At 69.5% G+C, this 15,976-nt stretch carries 14 protein-coding genes; 11 read left to right on the forward strand and 3 right to left on the reverse strand.

Features of this window, described 5'->3' with window-relative positions; all coding sequences use genetic code 11:
• The first annotated feature begins 7 nt into the window (after positions 1-7).
• From BMZ38_RS15265 to BMZ38_RS15285, 5 genes are all read left to right on the forward strand, one after another.
• On the forward strand, positions 8-751 hold the full coding sequence (locus BMZ38_RS15265) for a SapC family protein (protein WP_091339699.1): 744 nt from the start codon (positions 8-10) through the stop codon (positions 749-751).
• Between the two features lie 80 nt (positions 752-831).
• A complete protein-coding gene (locus tag BMZ38_RS15270) occupies positions 832-2,238 on the forward strand; it encodes a TolC family protein (RefSeq protein ID WP_091339703.1) in 1,407 nt (468 codons plus the stop codon).
• Entirely contained in the window at positions 2,235-3,146 is a 912-nt protein-coding gene (locus BMZ38_RS15275; RefSeq protein ID WP_091339705.1) for an efflux RND transporter periplasmic adaptor subunit, read from the forward strand. Before BMZ38_RS15270 ends, BMZ38_RS15275 begins: the two co-directional genes overlap by 4 nt.
• Before the next feature lie 2 nt (positions 3,147-3,148).
• Positions 3,149-6,232, forward strand: a complete 3,084-nt coding sequence (locus BMZ38_RS15280; protein ID WP_091339708.1) for an efflux RND transporter permease subunit — start codon at positions 3,149-3,151, stop codon at positions 6,230-6,232.
• A gap of 89 nt (positions 6,233-6,321) precedes the next feature.
• The gene (locus tag BMZ38_RS15285; protein WP_091339711.1) at positions 6,322-6,669 is read left to right on the forward strand and encodes a GFA family protein; all 348 of its coding nucleotides are present in this window, start codon (positions 6,322-6,324) and stop codon (positions 6,667-6,669) included.
• 85 nt (positions 6,670-6,754) lie between these two features.
• On the opposite strand, the gene BMZ38_RS15290 is transcribed toward BMZ38_RS15285, so the two are convergent.
• Positions 6,755-7,240 carry a GNAT family N-acetyltransferase gene (locus tag BMZ38_RS15290; protein WP_091339714.1) on the reverse strand — a complete coding sequence of 162 codons (486 nt, stop codon included), beginning with the start codon at positions 7,238-7,240 and terminating at the stop codon, positions 6,755-6,757.
• Between the two features lie 233 nt (positions 7,241-7,473).
• On the opposite strand from BMZ38_RS15290, the gene BMZ38_RS15295 reads away from it, so the two are divergent.
• The 6 genes from BMZ38_RS15295 to BMZ38_RS15320 are packed head-to-tail and all read left to right on the forward strand — an operon-like array spanning position 7,474 to position 12,469.
• Positions 7,474-9,078: a GMC oxidoreductase gene (locus tag BMZ38_RS15295; RefSeq protein WP_091340010.1), complete on the forward strand. Its 1,605-nt coding sequence runs from the start codon at positions 7,474-7,476 to the stop codon at positions 9,076-9,078.
• Positions 9,075-9,572: a DoxX family protein gene (locus BMZ38_RS18025; RefSeq protein WP_091339716.1), complete on the forward strand. Its 498-nt coding sequence runs from the start codon at positions 9,075-9,077 to the stop codon at positions 9,570-9,572. The genes BMZ38_RS15295 and BMZ38_RS18025 overlap by 4 nt, the downstream gene beginning before the upstream one ends.
• Positions 9,565-10,029 carry a cupin domain-containing protein gene (locus BMZ38_RS15305; RefSeq protein ID WP_091339718.1) on the forward strand — a complete coding sequence of 155 codons (465 nt, stop codon included), beginning with the start codon at positions 9,565-9,567 and terminating at the stop codon, positions 10,027-10,029. The genes BMZ38_RS18025 and BMZ38_RS15305 overlap by 8 nt, the downstream gene beginning before the upstream one ends.
• Positions 10,022-10,930, forward strand: a complete 909-nt coding sequence (locus tag BMZ38_RS15310; protein WP_091339721.1) for an SMP-30/gluconolactonase/LRE family protein — start codon at positions 10,022-10,024, stop codon at positions 10,928-10,930. The genes BMZ38_RS15305 and BMZ38_RS15310 overlap by 8 nt, the downstream gene beginning before the upstream one ends.
• Positions 10,927-11,841, forward strand: a complete 915-nt coding sequence (locus BMZ38_RS15315) for a VOC family protein (RefSeq protein ID WP_091339723.1) — start codon at positions 10,927-10,929, stop codon at positions 11,839-11,841. Before BMZ38_RS15310 ends, BMZ38_RS15315 begins: the two co-directional genes overlap by 4 nt.
• A 28-nt stretch (positions 11,842-11,869) precedes the next feature.
• Positions 11,870-12,469 carry an HAD family hydrolase gene (locus BMZ38_RS15320; protein ID WP_091339726.1) on the forward strand — a complete coding sequence of 200 codons (600 nt, stop codon included), beginning with the start codon at positions 11,870-11,872 and terminating at the stop codon, positions 12,467-12,469.
• A gap of 51 nt (positions 12,470-12,520) precedes the next feature.
• On the opposite strand, the gene BMZ38_RS15325 is transcribed toward BMZ38_RS15320, so the two are convergent.
• Positions 12,521-14,476, reverse strand: a complete 1,956-nt coding sequence (locus tag BMZ38_RS15325; RefSeq protein ID WP_091339727.1) for a CocE/NonD family hydrolase — start codon at positions 14,474-14,476, stop codon at positions 12,521-12,523.
• A gap of 103 nt (positions 14,477-14,579) precedes the next feature.
• Positions 14,580-15,965 (reverse strand): alpha,alpha-trehalose-phosphate synthase (UDP-forming), encoded by a 1,386-nt coding sequence (gene otsA / locus BMZ38_RS15330; RefSeq protein ID WP_091339731.1) that lies wholly within the window; start codon positions 15,963-15,965, stop codon positions 14,580-14,582.
• Positions 15,966-15,976: the final 11 nt, after the last annotated feature.

Here is a 15,976-nt window from a genome sequence, read left to right on the forward strand (position 1 = left end):
ACAAGACGTGGCCGAAGTACTTTTCTACGAGCGCCCGGTGCCGCTCAACCGCAACCAGCACAAGGACCTGCGCCTGAAGGGCATCCCCAGCCTGAAGTTCGCCGCAGCCGCGCACTCGGTGCCGCTCACCGGCGCCGAATTCCCGGTCGCCGCGCGCGACGTGCCGATCCTGTTCGCCGGCCAGAGCATGGACGATGCCGGTCCGATGGCCCTGCTGGGCCTGCGGCAGAACGAGAACCTGCTGGTCGACGAGAACGGCCAGTGGGCCGCCGGAACCTACGTGCCCGCGTTCGTGCGCCGTTACCCGTTCATTCTCGCCGAGAAGCCGGCCGACGCCGAAGGCGACGACTTCACCGTGTTCCTGGACGAAGCCTACGAAGGCTTCGGCAGCGAGGAGGGCGAGCGCCTGTTCAAGGAAGACGGCAGCGACAGCGAGATGCTGGCCAACGCCGTCGGCTTCCTCGGTGAGTTCCAGCAGCACGTGGCGCGCACCCATTGGTTCATGGACCAGTTGCGCAAGCACCAGCTGCTCGAGCCGCGCAACATCCGCCTGGAGAAGGACGGCAATGCGATCAACCTCAACGGCCTGTTCGTGGTCAACGAGGAAAAGCTGCGCCAGCTCGACGAGAAGACCGCGCACGAGTTCCTCAAGGAAGGCGTGATGGGCTGGATCTATGCGCACCTGCTGTCGCTGCCCAACATCGACCGCCTGGTGCAGCGCCTGGACCAGCGCGAGCGCGCCAAGGCCTGAGCGCCGCAAGGCAAGCGCTCGATGGCGGCCCGCGCGGGTGGCCTTAGAGAGCGCTAAGCACGTTCTGCAAGGATGGCGTCATGCGCCATCCTTTTTTTTGCCTGGCCGCCTGCGCAACGGTGTTGCTCGGCGGCTGCGCTACCTACCAGCCAGCGCCGGTCGATCCGGCGGTGACGCATGCACAGTGGCAGGCCCGCCGGCTGGATGACCCGGCCCTTGCCGCACGCCTGCGTCCCTGGCTGCCCGCGGAGGACCATGGCCAATGGCCGTCGGCGCGCTACGGCCGCGCCGACCTGCTGCTTGCCGCACTCGCGTTGAATCCCGACCTTGCCGAAGCGCGCGCGCACCTGGCCGGCGCCAGCGCCGCGGTGGACACGGCCAGGGTGCGGGCCAATCCGACCCTGAGCCTGGCCCTGGAGCGCTATACCCAGGCGCAGGCGGGCAGCGCACCCTGGCTGTGGGGCTTAAGTACCGATTTCCTGCTCGATGGCGGCCTGCGCCGGCGCCTGCGGGTGCAACTGGCCGACCAGGCCGTGCGCGGCGCGCGACTGGACTATGCCGAAAAGGTCTGGAGCGTGCGCAGCGCCGTACGCGATGCGCTGGCGCAGCGGCTGCTTGCCCAACGCCAGGAAAACCTCGCTGCCCGCACGGTGGCGGCCGCCACCGCGCTGGAGCAGGCGGCGCGCCAGCGCGTGGCACTGGGCGAGGACGAACCGCAGGTCGCCTTGCAGGCCGTGCAGACGTTGGCGCAGGCGCGCAGCGACCAGGCCGCCGCGGCGCAGCGCGCGGCCAGCTCGCAGGCGCAACTTGCGCGTGCGATCGGCGTGCCGGTCGCGGCACTGGAAGGGCTCGATCTGCACTGGGACCACTTCGACCGGCCGACCGCACCACCGTCCGCGCGCATCGACACGCTCGCCGACCATGCCCTGCTCGCCCGCGCCGATCTCGAGCGCGCGCTGGTCGAATACTCCCAACGCGAGACCGAACTGCACCAGCAGATTCATGACCAGTACCCGCAGCTTTCGCTCGGGCCGGGCTACACCTACGACCACGGCATCCGCAAGCTCACCTTCAACGCCAGCCTCGGCCTGCCGGTGTTCAACCAGAACCAGGGCCCGATCGCCCAGGCGCGCGCGCGGCGCGAGGCGGCCGCTGCCCATGTGCGCGTCGTGCAGGCGGACATCGACAGCGCCATCGACGCGGCGCGCTCACGCCTGGCCGCCGCGCTGCCGGCCCTGGATGCGGCGCGCGCGGGGACGCAGGCGGCCCAGCGCACGCGCGGGCAGGCCGAGCGCGCGTTCCAGCTCGGCGCCATCGACCGCACGGCCATGCTCGGCGCGCGCCTGGCTGCGCTCGCCGCCAGCCAGTCCGAGCTCGCCGCGCTCGACGCCGCCTGGCAAGCCGAGGCGGCGCTCGAGGATGCGTTGCGCACGCCACTGGATCCAGCCGAAGCGGCACTCTGGCCAGCCGCAGGAGATCGCCCATGAAACGCTTTGCCTCACTGGCGGCCCTGCTGCTTGCCTCGCTGGCCGGTGTCGCCGCAGCCACCGAACTGGATGCCGCGGCGCAGTCGCGCCTGGGCTTGCGCCTGGCCACGCTGGCTGCCGGCGAAATGCCGCCGACCACGCGGGCGGTCGCCGACGTGCTCGACCCGGTGCCGCTGGCCAAGGCGATCGACGATGTCAACGCGGCGCAGGCGGCGGCGGATGCGTCGCAAGCCGAAGTCGCCCGCACGCAGGCCCTGCTTGCGGCCAACGGCAATGCATCACGCAAGGCGCTGGAGGCGGCGCGCGCGCAGGCAGCGGGTGATCGCGCGCGGCTGCGCGAGGCGCGCGTCGCGCTGCGCACCGGCTGGGGCGACCAGCTGGCCGGCATGGCGGCCAGTCGGCGCGAGAAGCTGCTCGATGCACTGGTCGATGGCACGCAGGTGCTGCTCAAGGCCGAACCGCTCGGCCGTCCGGACCTGAGCCTGCAGGTGCACGCAGCGACCCTGCAGATGCCGCACGGCGCCGACCTGCCGGCGCAGGTGCTCGGCCAGCTTCCACGCAGCACTTCGGGCCTGGCGGCCGGCTGGTTGCTGCAGGCCAGCGCCGGTCCGCTGGTACCCGGCATGGTGCTCACCGCGCAGCTGCACGGACAAGGCGCGCCGGTGCGTGGCGTGCTGCTTCCGCGTACGGCGGTCGTGCGCTGGAACGGCCTGGACTGGGCCTATGTCGCCACCGGTCCGACCCGGTTCGAGCGCCGTGCGGTGCAGCCCCGGGCCATGACACCGGCCGGCTGGCTGGTCGGCGCGCCGTTCAAGCCGGGCGAGCGGGTCGTGGTACAGGGCGCCGAAGCGTTGATCGCGGTGGACGCCGCGCCAACGCCAGGCAGCGCCGAACCCGCGGACGACTGAACGTGCTCACGGCAATCATTCGCAGCGCACTGCGCGCTCCCGGCTGGGTCGTGCTGCTGGCCGTGTTGCTGCTGGCGCTGGGTGTGCAGCGGTTGATCGACGCCAAGTACGACGTGTTCCCCGACTTCGTGCCGGCGCAGGCCACCGTGCAGGTGGAAGCACCCGGATTCACCGCTCTGCAGGTCGAGCAGCGCGTGACCCAGCCGATCGAGAACGCGGTCAACGGCACCACCGACGTCGACGTGGTGCGCTCGCAGTCGATCCAGGGCCTGGCCGTGGTCGACGTGGTGTTCAAGGAGGGCAGCGATCCGTTCCGCGACCGCCAGCTGCTGGCCGAGCGCGTCACCGAGGCGGCGGCCAACCTGCCGGCCGGCGTGGACGCGCCTTCCTTGAGCCCGATGACTTCCTCGACCATGGACCTGCTCAAGTTCGGCCTGGTCAGCGACACGCTCGATCCGCTCACGCTGCGCGGGCTGGCCGACTGGACGGTCAAGCCGCGGCTGCTCGCCGTGCCCGGCGTGGCCGACGCCATCGTGTTCGGCGGCGGCGTGCGCGAATGGGAGGTGCGCGTGCACCCGGACCGCCTGGCCGCCTACGGCCTCACGCTGGAGGACGTGCGCACGGCCGCTTCGGCCGCCACTGGCGTGCGCGGCGCCGGCTACATCGACACGCCCAGCCAGCGCGTGGTGCTGGAGGCCGACGGCGGCCTCGCCGACCCGGCGCAACTGGGCCGCACCGTGCTGACCCGGCACGCCGGGCGCAACATCACCCTGGCGGACGTCGCCAGCATCAGCGTCGGCGCCGCGCCGGCGTTCGGCGATGCGCGCATCGACGCGCGCCCCGGCATCCTGGTCGCGATGACCAGCCAGTACGGCAGCAACACGCTGGAAGTCACCCACGCGGTGGAGAAGGCGCTGGACGACCTCAAGCCCATGCTCAAGGCGCAGGGCGTGACGCTGGTGCCGGCGCTGCACCGTCCGGCCACCTTCGTCGAAGTGGCGTTGACCCACATGCGCGATGCATTGGCCTTCGGCGGCGCGCTGGTGCTGATCGTGCTGGTGCTGTTCCTGAAGGACTGGCGCACCGCGCTGATCTCTTTCGCCAGCATCCCGCTGTCGCTGGCGCTGGCGGTGCTTTCGCTGCGCTGGTTCGGCTGGACCATCAACACGATGACCCTGGGTGGCTTCGCGGTCGCCCTCGGCGTGGTGGTGGACGACGCGATCATCGACGTGGAGAACATCGACCGGCGCCTGCGCGTGGCCGGCCGCGGCGCGCCACGCATCGACACCATCCTCGCCGCTTCCCTGGAAGTGCGTCGGCCGGTGGTGCTGGCGACGGTGGTGGTCGGCCTGGTGTTCGTGCCGATCCTGCTGTTGCCGGGCCTGCAAGGGAGCTTCTTCGCGCCGCTGGCCGGCGCCTTCCTGCTGGCGACCTTCGCCTCGCTGCTGGTGGCGCTGACGGTGACGCCGGCGCTGTGCCTGTGGCTGCTGCGCCCCGGTCGGCGGCACCGCGAGCCACGCTGGCTCAAGCGCATGAAGCTGGCGCAGCACCGCCTGCTCGAGCGTGCCCTGCCGCATGGCCGCGCGCTGCTGGTCGCCGCGCTGCTGGTCGGCGTGCTGGCGGTGGCGGCGCTGCCGTTCTTCGGCGCCTCGCTGCTGCCGGAGTTCCGCGAAGGCCATTTCGTGCTGCAGGTGACCGGGCCCTCCGGCGCCTCGCTGCAGGAGATGGACCGCATCGGCGAACGGATCAGCCGTGGCGTGCTGGCCATTCCGGGCGTGGCCAGCGTGTCGCTGCAGATGGGACGCGCCGAAGCGGTGCAGGACACCTGGCCGCCCAACCGCGGCGAGCTGCACGTGGAGTTGAAGCCCGGCCTGGCGGCTGACGCGCAGATCCGCATCGAGGCGGCGTTGCGCAAGCTGCTCGACGGCTACCCGGGCCTGAGTTCCGAAGTGGTGACGTTCCTTGGCGACCGCATCAGCGAATCGCTCTCCGGCGAAACCGCGCCGGTCACGCTGAGCCTGTATGGGCCGGACCTCGACCGGCTCGACGCGCTGGCCACGCAGGCGCAGGCGATCGTGCGTGCCGTGCCCGGCGCCGGCAGCGTGCGGCTGGCCAGCTCGCCCAGCGTGCCGACCATGCGCATCGTGCCCGATCCGGACCGGCTGTCCGCGCGTGGGCTGCGCATGACCGAGGTGCTCGACGCCATCGCCGCCGCACACCAGGGCGTGATCGTGGGCGAGGTGTACCGTGGGGTGCAGCCGGTGGCGATCCGGCTCACGCTGGACAACGCCGCGGCCCGCGATCCGGAGGCGGTCGGCGCGCTGTTGCTGCCCGCGGCCGACGGGCAGAGCGTGCCGTTGTCGGAAGTGGCCGCGGTCGACCTGGTCAAGGGCCGTGCCAGCGTGCAGCACGAAGGTGGACGCCGTCGGCTGGTATTGGCGGTGACGCCGGACAACCCCGACGTGGTGGGTTTCGTGGCCAGCGCGCGTGCGGCGCTGGATCGGCAGCTCAAGCTGCCGGCCGGCTATTACGTGGAATTCGGCGGCGCCGCCCAGGGCACCATCCAGGCCCGCCACGCGCTGCTGCTGCACAGCGCGCTCGCGGCGGCAGCGATCATTGCGCTGCTGCTGTTGAGCTTCCCGGACCGTCGCAGCGTAGCGCTGATCCTGGCCAACGTGCCGTTCGCGCTGGTCGGCGGCGTGATCGCGGCGGCGCTGGCCGGCGGCGTGCTGTCGATCGGCGCACTGGTCGGTTTCGTCACGCTGTTCGGCATCGCCGCGCGCAACACCATCCTGCTGATCGCCCACTACGAGCATCTGGTCACCGCCGAGGGTGCGCACTGGAACCGCTATGCGGTCCTGCGGGGCGCACGCGAGCGGCTTACGCCGATCCTGATGACCGCGCTGGTCACCGCGCTCGGCCTGCTGCCGCTGGCGATCGGCAGCGGCGAGCCGGGCCGCGAGGTGGAGGGGCCGATGGCGATCGTGATCCTCGGCGGCTTGCTTACCTCCACTGTGCTCAACCTGCTGGTGATGCCGGCGCTCGCCGGCCGCTACCTGCGTCCCGATCGCCAGGCACCTGGGTAGGGCGGGCTTGGATAGGTCCAGTCGGCGGAACGGGGCGCCGACTGGCGGCTGTGTTCCAATGGGACTCCTGCCACGACCCGGGAACATCCATGCGCTACCACGGCAGCTGCCACTGCGGACGCATCGCGTACGACGTCGAAGGCGACCTGCAAAAGGTCATCGACTGCAATTGTTCCCACTGCAGCCGCAAGGGTTACCTGCTGTGGTTCGTGCCGCGCGAGCATTTGAAGCTGGCCACGCCCGAGCAGGACATGGCCACCTACACCTTCAACAAGCACGCCATCGAGCACCGCTTCTGTCCGACCTGCGGCTGCGCCCCGTTCGGCCTTGGCAATGCGCCCGATGGCAAGGCCATGGCGGCGATCAACGTGCGCTGCCTGGACGGCATCGAGCTGGCAGGCCTCGAGCGCGTGCCAGTGGACGGCCGCAGCTTCTAGGACGCGGTTTTGCCGCTCCTTCGCATGCGGGGGAGCAAGCCGCGATCCGTGCCTTGCAGATGGTCCGGAGGTTGCGGCCGGGCCGTCAGCGCACCGGCTTGACCATGCGCAGCAGGTCCACGCCGTATCCGGCAGCCTCATAGACCGCACGGGCGCGCTCGTTGCCGGGGAATACCGCCAGCGTGATCAGCGCGCAGCGGTGCTCGCGCGCCCAGTGCTCGGCATGCTCCATCAGCGCCTTGCCTACGCCGCGGCCTTCGCAGGCCGGCGCCACTGCGACGTTGTTGATGTGGCAGTTGGTGCGGCCGGTGAAGAAATCCTGCGTCTTCTGCAGTTCGATGAAGCCCACCACGGTGCCGTCGCCGTCTTCGGCCACGAACAGGAAATCGTTTGCCGTGCCGTCTTCCAGATGACGCAGCAGGTCCTTGCGGATGCCCTCGATGCATTCGTGCCGCTTGCGCCAGGGCGGCAGGGGAAAGTCCACGAAGCGCGGGACCAGCCCCAGGATGAAATCGTCGTCGTCTTCGGCCAGGCGGATCAGAAGCTTCATCTCACTGGATGTATCGCTCATGCGGCGGTCGTTCGTTTGGCAACGATGGAGCGGTTCTACACCGAGCGGGCGCGGTGGGGAAGACCCCATTCGGGGAAAGAACCGCTTCCAGGAGGCTTCAACGGCAGGACGACATGGCCTGGCGCATGCTGGTCGCTGGCCGGAATGCCGGCCCGGATGCGCATCCCATCGGCACTGCGCCGGCTTGCATCCGCAGCCCTGCGCGGCCGCAGCCGCGCCCTGCAGGAGACGGCATGCCCGACCAGCACTACGACCTCATCGTGATCGGCACCGGGCCCGGCGGCGCCTCGCTGGCGCAGCGCCTGGCGCCGACCGGCAAGCGCATCCTGATGCTCGAGCGCGGCGGCTACCTCAAGCGCGGGATCGAGAACTGGGACCCCGAAACCGTCTTCGTCGATGGCGCCTACGTCGCCAAGGAAAGCTGGTACGACAAGGACGGCACGCTGTTCCACCCCGGCCTGCACTACTACGTCGGCGGCAATTCGAAGATGTACGGGGCGGCCCTGTTCCGTCTGCGCGAGCGGGACTTCGGAGAGATCCGGCACAGCGAAGGCATCTCGCCGGCCTGGCCGTTGTCGTACACGGACTACGAGCCGTACTACACGCAGGCTGAGCAGCTTTTCCACGTGCACGGCCAGCGCGGGGAGGATCCCACCGAGCCACCCGCCAGCGCGCCTTTCCCGTACCCGCCGGTCTCGCACGAACCGCGCATCCAGGAACTGCACGACAACTTCGTCGGGCAGGGTGTCACGCCCTTCCACATGCCGCTGGGCATCCTGCTGGACGAGCGTGACGGCGTCGTCGCGCCCACCAGCACCTGCATCCGCTGCGCCGCGTTCGACGGCTATCCGTGCCTGCTCAACGGCAAGGCCGACGCGCAGGTGATCTGCGTCGACCCGACCCTGGCCGCGCATCCGAACGTGACGCTGCTGACCGGCGCGTACGTGCACACGCTGGACACCGATCCGTCCGGACGCACCGTCACCGCGGTCAACGTCCAGCGCAACCAGCAACAGGAGGTCTACACCGCGGACATCGTGGTGGTCGCCTGCGGCGCGCTGAGCTCGGCGCTGCTGCTCCTGCGTTCGGCCAACGATCGCCACCCGAACGGGCTGGCCAACGGCTCGGACCAGGTCGGCCGCAACTACATGCGGCACAACCAGTCGGTGATGCTGGCGCTTTCGCGCGAGCGCAACGACACGGTGTTCGAAAAGACCCTGGCGGTGGCCGACTACTACTTTGGCGCCGACGACTGGGACTACCCGTTGGGCCTGATCCAGATGACCGGCAAGTCGCATCCGCAGACCATCCGCGGCGAGGCCTTGCCGGGCTGGCTGGAATGGCTGCCGGACCTGCCGTTCGAGCAGATGGCGCACCACGCGCTGGATTTCTGGCTCTCCAGCGAAGACCTGCCGCGAGCGGAGAACCGCGTCTGCCTGCGACCGGACGGCCACGTCACGCTGCAGCAGTACGACAACAACCTGGAGGCGCACGAGCGGCTGAAGGAAAAGCTCAAGGCGCTGGTGCGTGGCGCTGGCAAGCATCCGCAACTGCTGGAGCGCAAGTTCGAACTGGGCAAGGAGATCCCGATCGGCGGCACCGCGCACCAGGCCGGGACGTTGCGCTTCGGCACCGACCCTGCGAATTCCGTGCTGGACCTCAACTGCAAGGCGCACGAGCTGGACAACCTGTATGTCACCGACGCGAGCTTCTTTCCGTCGATCGGTTCGGTAAACCCCACGCTCACCATCATTGCCAACGCGCTGCGCGTGGCCGACCACCTGAAGGAGCGGCTGGGCGCCCGCGATGCGGCTACGGCCGGGCAGGCCCCGCGATGAACGGGATCGACCTGATCGGCGTGCCGCTGGTGATCCGCATCTTCCTGGTCGTGCTGTTCCCCTTCAGCGCGCTGGACAAGATCCTCAACTGGGAAGGCGCGCTGAAGCAGGCCAATTCGAGCTTCCTGCCCGGAGGGCCGGTGCTGCTGGTGCTGGGCATGACGCTGGAGCTTCTCGGGCCGGCCTGCATCCTGTCCGGGTGGCATGACCGGCTGGCCGCGTTCCTGCTCGGCCTTTACTGCATCGTCACCGCGTTGCTCTACCACGACTTCTGGGCCTATCGGGACTTCTGGAAGCAGGGCGACAGCGTGGCCCGCACCCACTTCTGGGATTTCCTGAAGAACTTCTGCGTGGCCGGCGGCATGCTGCTGCTCACCTTCGGCACGCAGCTGGCACCGCTGGGCGCGGTGGTCACGCATCCGCTTTCCTCCACGCCCGTGTACACGCCCGCCGGTACCGCGCCGGGCCTGGCGCCGGGAGACACGCATGAATGACCAGGCCGCGCCGCGCGCCACCTACTGGCAGATCTGGACAGACGAGCAGGGTGTGAGCCATCAGTCGCGTTGCGTGGTGGACGACTTCCAGCAGCAAAGCATGGGCGGCGCCGCCCCGCAGTGGAACGCCAGCCAGGGCAAGGGCGAGTCGACCGTGGTGTTCGCCGTGCTGCCGGCGGGCTGGGTCGGCGAGTGGCACGAGAATCCGAAGCCGCAGTGGATCGTGCCGCTGTCGGGGCGCTGGTTCGTCGAGAGCATGGATGGCAGGCGCGTGGAAATGGGGGCCGGTGAGGTGTCCTTCGGCGGCGACCAGCACTGTGTGGCCGATGCGCAGGGCCACCGGGGCCACCGTTCCGGCACGGTCGGCAGCGAACCGGCGGTGCTGATGCTGGTGCAACTGCAGCAGGCCGGCGCGCGCGGCAAGCCGGCCAACGCGCTGGACGACGGCGATGGCTGATTTCGACATCGTCGACCCGCGCTTCAGGGCGCTGGTGCTGCCCAACGCGCCACTGGAGAAGCTTGCCGACGGCTTCCGCTGGCTGGAGGGGCCGGTGTGGTTCGCTGACCGCGACGAGTTGCTGTTCAGCGACATCCCGAACAACCGCGTGCTGCGCTGGAGCGAAAGCGGCGGGGTGTCGGTGTTCCGCGAGCCGTCCGGTTTCGAGAACGGCCACACGCGCGATCGCCAGGGTCGGTTGCTGTCGTGCTCGCACCGTGACCGCTGCATCCACCGCACGGAGCTGGACGGCGCCACCACCGTGCTTGCCGACCGCTACCAGGACCGCCGGCTCAACTCGCCCAATGACGTCGTGGTGAAGTCCGACGGCACCGTGTGGTTCACCGATCCGCCGTACGGCATCCAGACCGACTACGAAGGCGGCAAGCAGTGCGCCGAGTTGCCCGCGACGGTGTACTGCCTTGATCCGCGCAGCGGCCGGCTGAGGGCGGTCGTGGAGGATCTCGACGGACCCAACGGGCTGTGCTTCTCGCCGGACGAATCGCGCCTGTACGTCGCCGAGACCGGCTTGCAGTTCGCGGCCGAGCCGAAGCAGGCGATCCATGTGTTCGACGTGGTGGCGGGCACCGGTGACGGGCTGCCCGGCCTCGCGCACGGCCGGGTATTCCTCGACACCCATGCCGACGGCATGCGCTGCGATGAGCAGGCCCATCTGTGGATCGCCACCGGCGACGGCGTGCATTGCTTCGACGCCGACGGCAGCTTGCTGGGCCGGATCAACGTGCCCAGCCGTGTATCCAACCTGTGCTTCGGTGGGCGCCACCGTTGCCGGCTGTTCCTGTGCGCCTCGCAGGCGCTGTACGCGATCTACACCAATACACGCGGCGCACAGCGGCCATGAGCGGCCGGGTGCTCCGGCTTGACCGGGTGAGCCGCAACGTGGCTGACCTCGAACGCGCGGTGGCCTTCTACTGCGAGGCGCTTGGCTTCCAGTTGCTCGTGCAGAGTCGCATCGGCGCTCCGGCCTGGGGCGAGCTGATGGGAGTGCCCGGCGCACGCGCCCGCACCGCACGCCTGCGCCTGGGGGCGCAGGAGCTGGAACTCGCCGCCTTCGACCCGCCCGGCCGGGCATACCCGGCGCAGGCCAACGCGGCGGACCTGTGCTTCCAGCACCTGGCGATCGTGGTGTCGGACATGGCCGCCGCCTACGCGCAGCTGGGCCGGTACGCGGTCGGGCCGATCAGCCAGGGCGGCCCGCAGACGTTGCCGCCGGACACCGGAAACGTCAGCGCATTCAAGTTCCGCGATCCGGAGGGTCATCCTCTGGAGCTGATCCACTTTCCCACCGGGGTGGGCGCGCCATGCTGGCAGCACGCGCCGGGACTGTTCCTGGGCATCGACCACTCGGCGATTGCGGTGGCCGATGCAGGGGCTTCGCTGGCGTTCTACGCGTCGATGGGCTGGCAGGTCGCCGGACGGTCGCGCAACCGTGGTCCCGCGCAGGACCGACTCGACGGCCTGCGCGGCGTGGACGTCGACGTGATCGGCCTTGAACCCGCGCAGGGCGGGCCGCCCCACCTGGAACTGCTCGGCTACCGCGTGCCGCAGGGACGCAGCCTGCAACCGCCGGCAGCCAGCAACGACCTCGCCGCCGATCGGCTGGTACTGGCGGTGGAGGACCTGCCGGCGCTACTGGCCGGGCTTCCCGGCGACGGATACCTGCACCAGCTCGATGGCAGGGACGCGGCGTTTCTGCGCGATCCCAGCGGCCATCGCCTGCTGCTGCAAGCCGGTCTCCCGTTGCCTGGCTAGAATGCCCCGCCCCCCAGGATCTGGCGCCATGGCGAACCTCGCCCTGTTCGACTTCGATGGAACGATCACCACCGGCGAGACCATGCCCGGCTTCATGTATCTCGCCGTGCCGCGGCACCGGCAGGCCTGGGGCCGGTTGCTGCTGGCACCGTGGCTGGCCGGCTACAAATGCGGCGTGGTCTCCGGCGTGGCGGTGCGCGCGGCGGTCGTACGCATCGGCTTCAGCGGCGTGCCGATGGCCGCCGTGCAGGCCCACGGCGCGGCCTTCGCCGCCGACACGCTGCCTTCGTTGCTGCGGCCGGAAGCGATGGCGCGCGTCCGCTGGCACCAGGCGCAGGGCGATACCGTGGCCGTGGTGTCAGGCGGGCTCGATGCGTACCTGGCGCCCTGGTGTCATGCGCACGATCTGGCGTGGGTCTGCTCGGTGCTGGAACATCGCGCCGGCCGGTTGACTGGACGTTACCTTGGCGCGCAATGCGTCGGCGAGGAAAAGGCGCGACGCGTGCGCGAGCGCTTCGACATGGATGGCTACGCGCGCGTCTACGCCTATGGCGACACGCACGAGGACCTGGCTTTGCTGGGCCTGGCCCACCACCGCTTCTATCGCGGGCAGGAAGTTCCGGCCTGAGCCGGCGTATCGCAGGAGCCCGCAGGCGGGCCACTGCGATGGCGTGGCGGCCTATTTGGCGACCACGGGCAGGGCGATGAAGCTTGCCTTGCCTGGTGCGTGGTACACGCGCTGCGTTGCCTTCACGTAGTCGGCCGGCTGCGCCTTGAAGATGTTGGGCACGAAGGTCTGCGGATTGCGGTCGTACAGCGGGAACCAGCTCGACTGCACCTGCACCATCAGCCGGTGGCCGGGCAGGAACACGTGGTTGGCGTTGGGCAGGCTGAAGCGGTAGGCGAGGGGCTGGTTCGCGGCCAGCGGCGCGGGCTTGTCGAAGCCGGTGCGGTAGCGGCCGCGGAAAATGTCCATCGCCACGGCCAACTGGTAGCCACCCATGTCAGGCTGCTCGGCGACCTGGTCCGGGTAGACGTCGATCAGCTTGACCACCCAGTCGCTGTCGGTGCCGCTGGTGGAGGCGACCAGGTTCACCTCCGGCGCGCCGGCGATGGCCAGCGGCGCGCTCAGCGGTTCGGAGACGTAGGTCAGCACGTCGGTGCGGCCGGAGGCCTCGCGCTGGTCGTCGACCAGCCACTGCGACCAGGTCAGGCCGTTGTCGTAGCCCATCGGCTGGCTCGGGCGGGCGCGGTAAGGCACCGGATGCGCCGGGTCGGAGACGTATTCGTCGTAAGCGGCGCCCTGGGCGGGCGCCTGGAAGCCAAGCTTATTGCCCGGCTCCAGGTACAACGGGTGGCTCGTGGTGGCGCAGCCCCGTTCACAGGCGAGCGGCCAGCGGTCCAGCCGCTCCCAGCGGTTGGTGCCGGTCTGGAAGGCGGTGACCGGGGCGAGGTTCGCCCTGGGCGCGCCGTCCTTGAGGTACTGCGCCAGGAACGGGCGCAGGATGTGCTCGCGGAAATACTTCGCAGTGTCGCTGCCGAACTGGATCGCACCGAGCGAACTGCCTTCGTCGATCTCCTGGCCGTGGTGCCATGGACCCATCACAAGCTTGACCATCTGGCCGCCGGTGTCCTTCGGCTTGATCGCGCGGTACACCGCCTGCGCGCCGTAGATGTCTTCCTGGTCCCACAGGCTGTGTACCAGCATCACCGGCACCTTGAGCGGCTGCTTCGCGAGCAGCTTGTCGACCGCCTGTGCCGACCAGAACGTATCGTAGGCCGGGTGCGCCACCACCTTGTTCCAGAAGCCGAGTTGGTTCATGCCATAGGCCTCGCCCAGCGCGCCGGCCGAGCCGTAGTGCATGAACAGGTCGTAGGTGTCGTGGTAGTTCGACCACCAGTGGATCGAGTTGTCGCGGCTGGCTTCCTGTTCGTAGATGTAGCTCATGTTCTGCTGGCGGAAGGCGCCGTTGTGGAACCAGTCGTCGCCCATCCAGCCGTCGACCATCGGATTCATCGGCACCGAGACCTTGAGCGCCGGATGGGGGTTGACCAGCGCCATCAGCGGCTCGAAGCCATCATAGGAAATGCCCAGCGTGCCGACCCTGCCGTTGGACTCGGGGATGTTCTTCACCAGCCAGTCGATGGTGTCGTAGGTGTCGGTGGCGTCGTCGACCGGGGTCGGGTTGAGCGGGCCGTGCACCGGCCGGTTCATCACATAGTCGCCCTCGGAGCCGTACTTGCCGCGCACGTCCTGCACCACGCGGATGTAGCCATCCTCGACGATCACGTCGGTGGCGTTGTCGTAGCCCTCGAGCATGGGTGCGAGGTGGCCGCTCATGGTGTGGCTGGTCAGCGCGTTGGCGTCGTAGGGCGTGCGGGTGAGCAGGATGCCGGCGTGCTTCGCGCCCTTGGGGACCAGGATGACGGTGTGCAGCTTGACGCCGTCGCGCATCGGGATCATCACCTCGCGCCGCACGTAGTCGAAGCTGGCAGTGGCGGGCTTGAACTGCGCCGGTGTTTCGCTGGGGTAGTTCGGATACTTCGCCTGCGGCGCGTCGGCAGCGGGCAGGGCGGCGCTGGCGGTGAGCAGCAGGGCCAGCAGGATGGGGCGGACGGCGACGCGTGGCTTCATGGTGGGCTCCCCTGGGTATCGGGCAAGCGTAGCCCGATCGTGGGCGGCGCGCGCGTGAGGGAGACGGCTTTTGGGCGCCCCAGGGACGAACCGCCAACGCCGATCAACTGGTCAACGCATGCAGGAACGCATTGCGCCAGGCCGTCAGGTCATGCCGCTGCAGCACGTCCATCATCGACCTCCAGCGCGCGATGCGCTCGCGCTGGGGCATCGCCAGAGCGCGCTCCAGCGCGTCGGCCACTTCGACCGTATCGGCCGGGTTGACCAGCAACGCCTCGGTCAGCTCCTGCGCGGCGCCGGCGAAGCGCGACAGCACCAGCACGCCGGGATTCTTGGGATCCTGGCTGGCGACGTATTCCTTCGCCACCAGGTTCATGCCGTCCCGCAGCGGCGTGACCAGGCCCACCCGCGCCACGCGGTAGTAACCGGCCAGCAGGGTATGCGGGAAGGACTGGTTGACGTAGCGGATGGGCACCCACTCCGGCGTGGCGAACTTGCCGTTGATGTGGCCGGCCATGCGTTCCAGCTCGCGGCGGATCAGCCGGTACTCCGGCACTGCGCCCCGCGAGGGCGGCGCGATCTGCAGGAAGGTGACGCGGCTGTGCAGCGTGGGCGAACGCTCGAGCACGTGGGCGAAGGCCTCGAAGCGCTGCGCCAGTCCCTTGGAGTAGTCCAGCCGGTCCACGCCGATGATCAGGTCGCGGCCATCCAGGCTCTGCCTGAAATCGCGCACGCTTTCCTCGGTCATCGACTTGCGCGCGATATCGGCCACCTCGGCGGTGTCGATGCTGATCGGGAACACGCCGGCGCGGAACAGCCGCCCGTTGGCTGCGCGCAGCCGCCCGCCCGGCCGCATCGCGCCGCCGACCTCGTGCAGGAAGTAGTCCTCCAGCGCACGCAGGTCGCGCGCCGTATGCAGACCGACCAGGTCGTAGCTGGCCAGCGTCTCCAGCAGCTCGCGATGCTTCGGTAGCGCGATCAGCAGGGCGGCGGCGGGCAGCGGCGTATGCAGGAAAAAGCCGATGCGGTTGCGCACGCCACGTTCGCGCAGCATCGCCGCCAGCGGGATCAGGTGGTAGTCGTGCACCCAGATGATGTCGTCCGGCTCGAGCAGCTTGACCAGCTCGTCGGCGAAAAGCGCGTTGACCCGCAGATAGCCTTCCAGATGGCTGCGCTGGTAGTCGACCAGGTCGGGGCGGTAGTGGAACAGCGGCCACAGCGTGCGGTTGGCGAAACCGGCGTAGAAGTCGTCGTGATCGGCGCGGGAAAGGTCGATGGTGACGTAGTCGATCTGCCCGTCGTTGAGCCGATGCTGCTCCTCGGCGCTGCTCGGGGCGATCTTGCCGCTCCAGCCGAACCAAAGCCCACCGCGTTCCTGCAGCGCGGCGCGCATGGCCGAGGCGAGTCCGCCGGTGGCGGTCTGCTTGGGCATGGCGACGCGGTTGGACACCACCACCAGCCGAGCGGGCTTCTTGCCGGTACGGCTCATCGAACGCCACC

The sequence above is a fragment of the Frateuria terrea genome, assembly GCF_900115705.1.
GTDB lineage: Bacteria > Pseudomonadota > Gammaproteobacteria > Xanthomonadales > Rhodanobacteraceae > Frateuria_A > Frateuria_A terrea.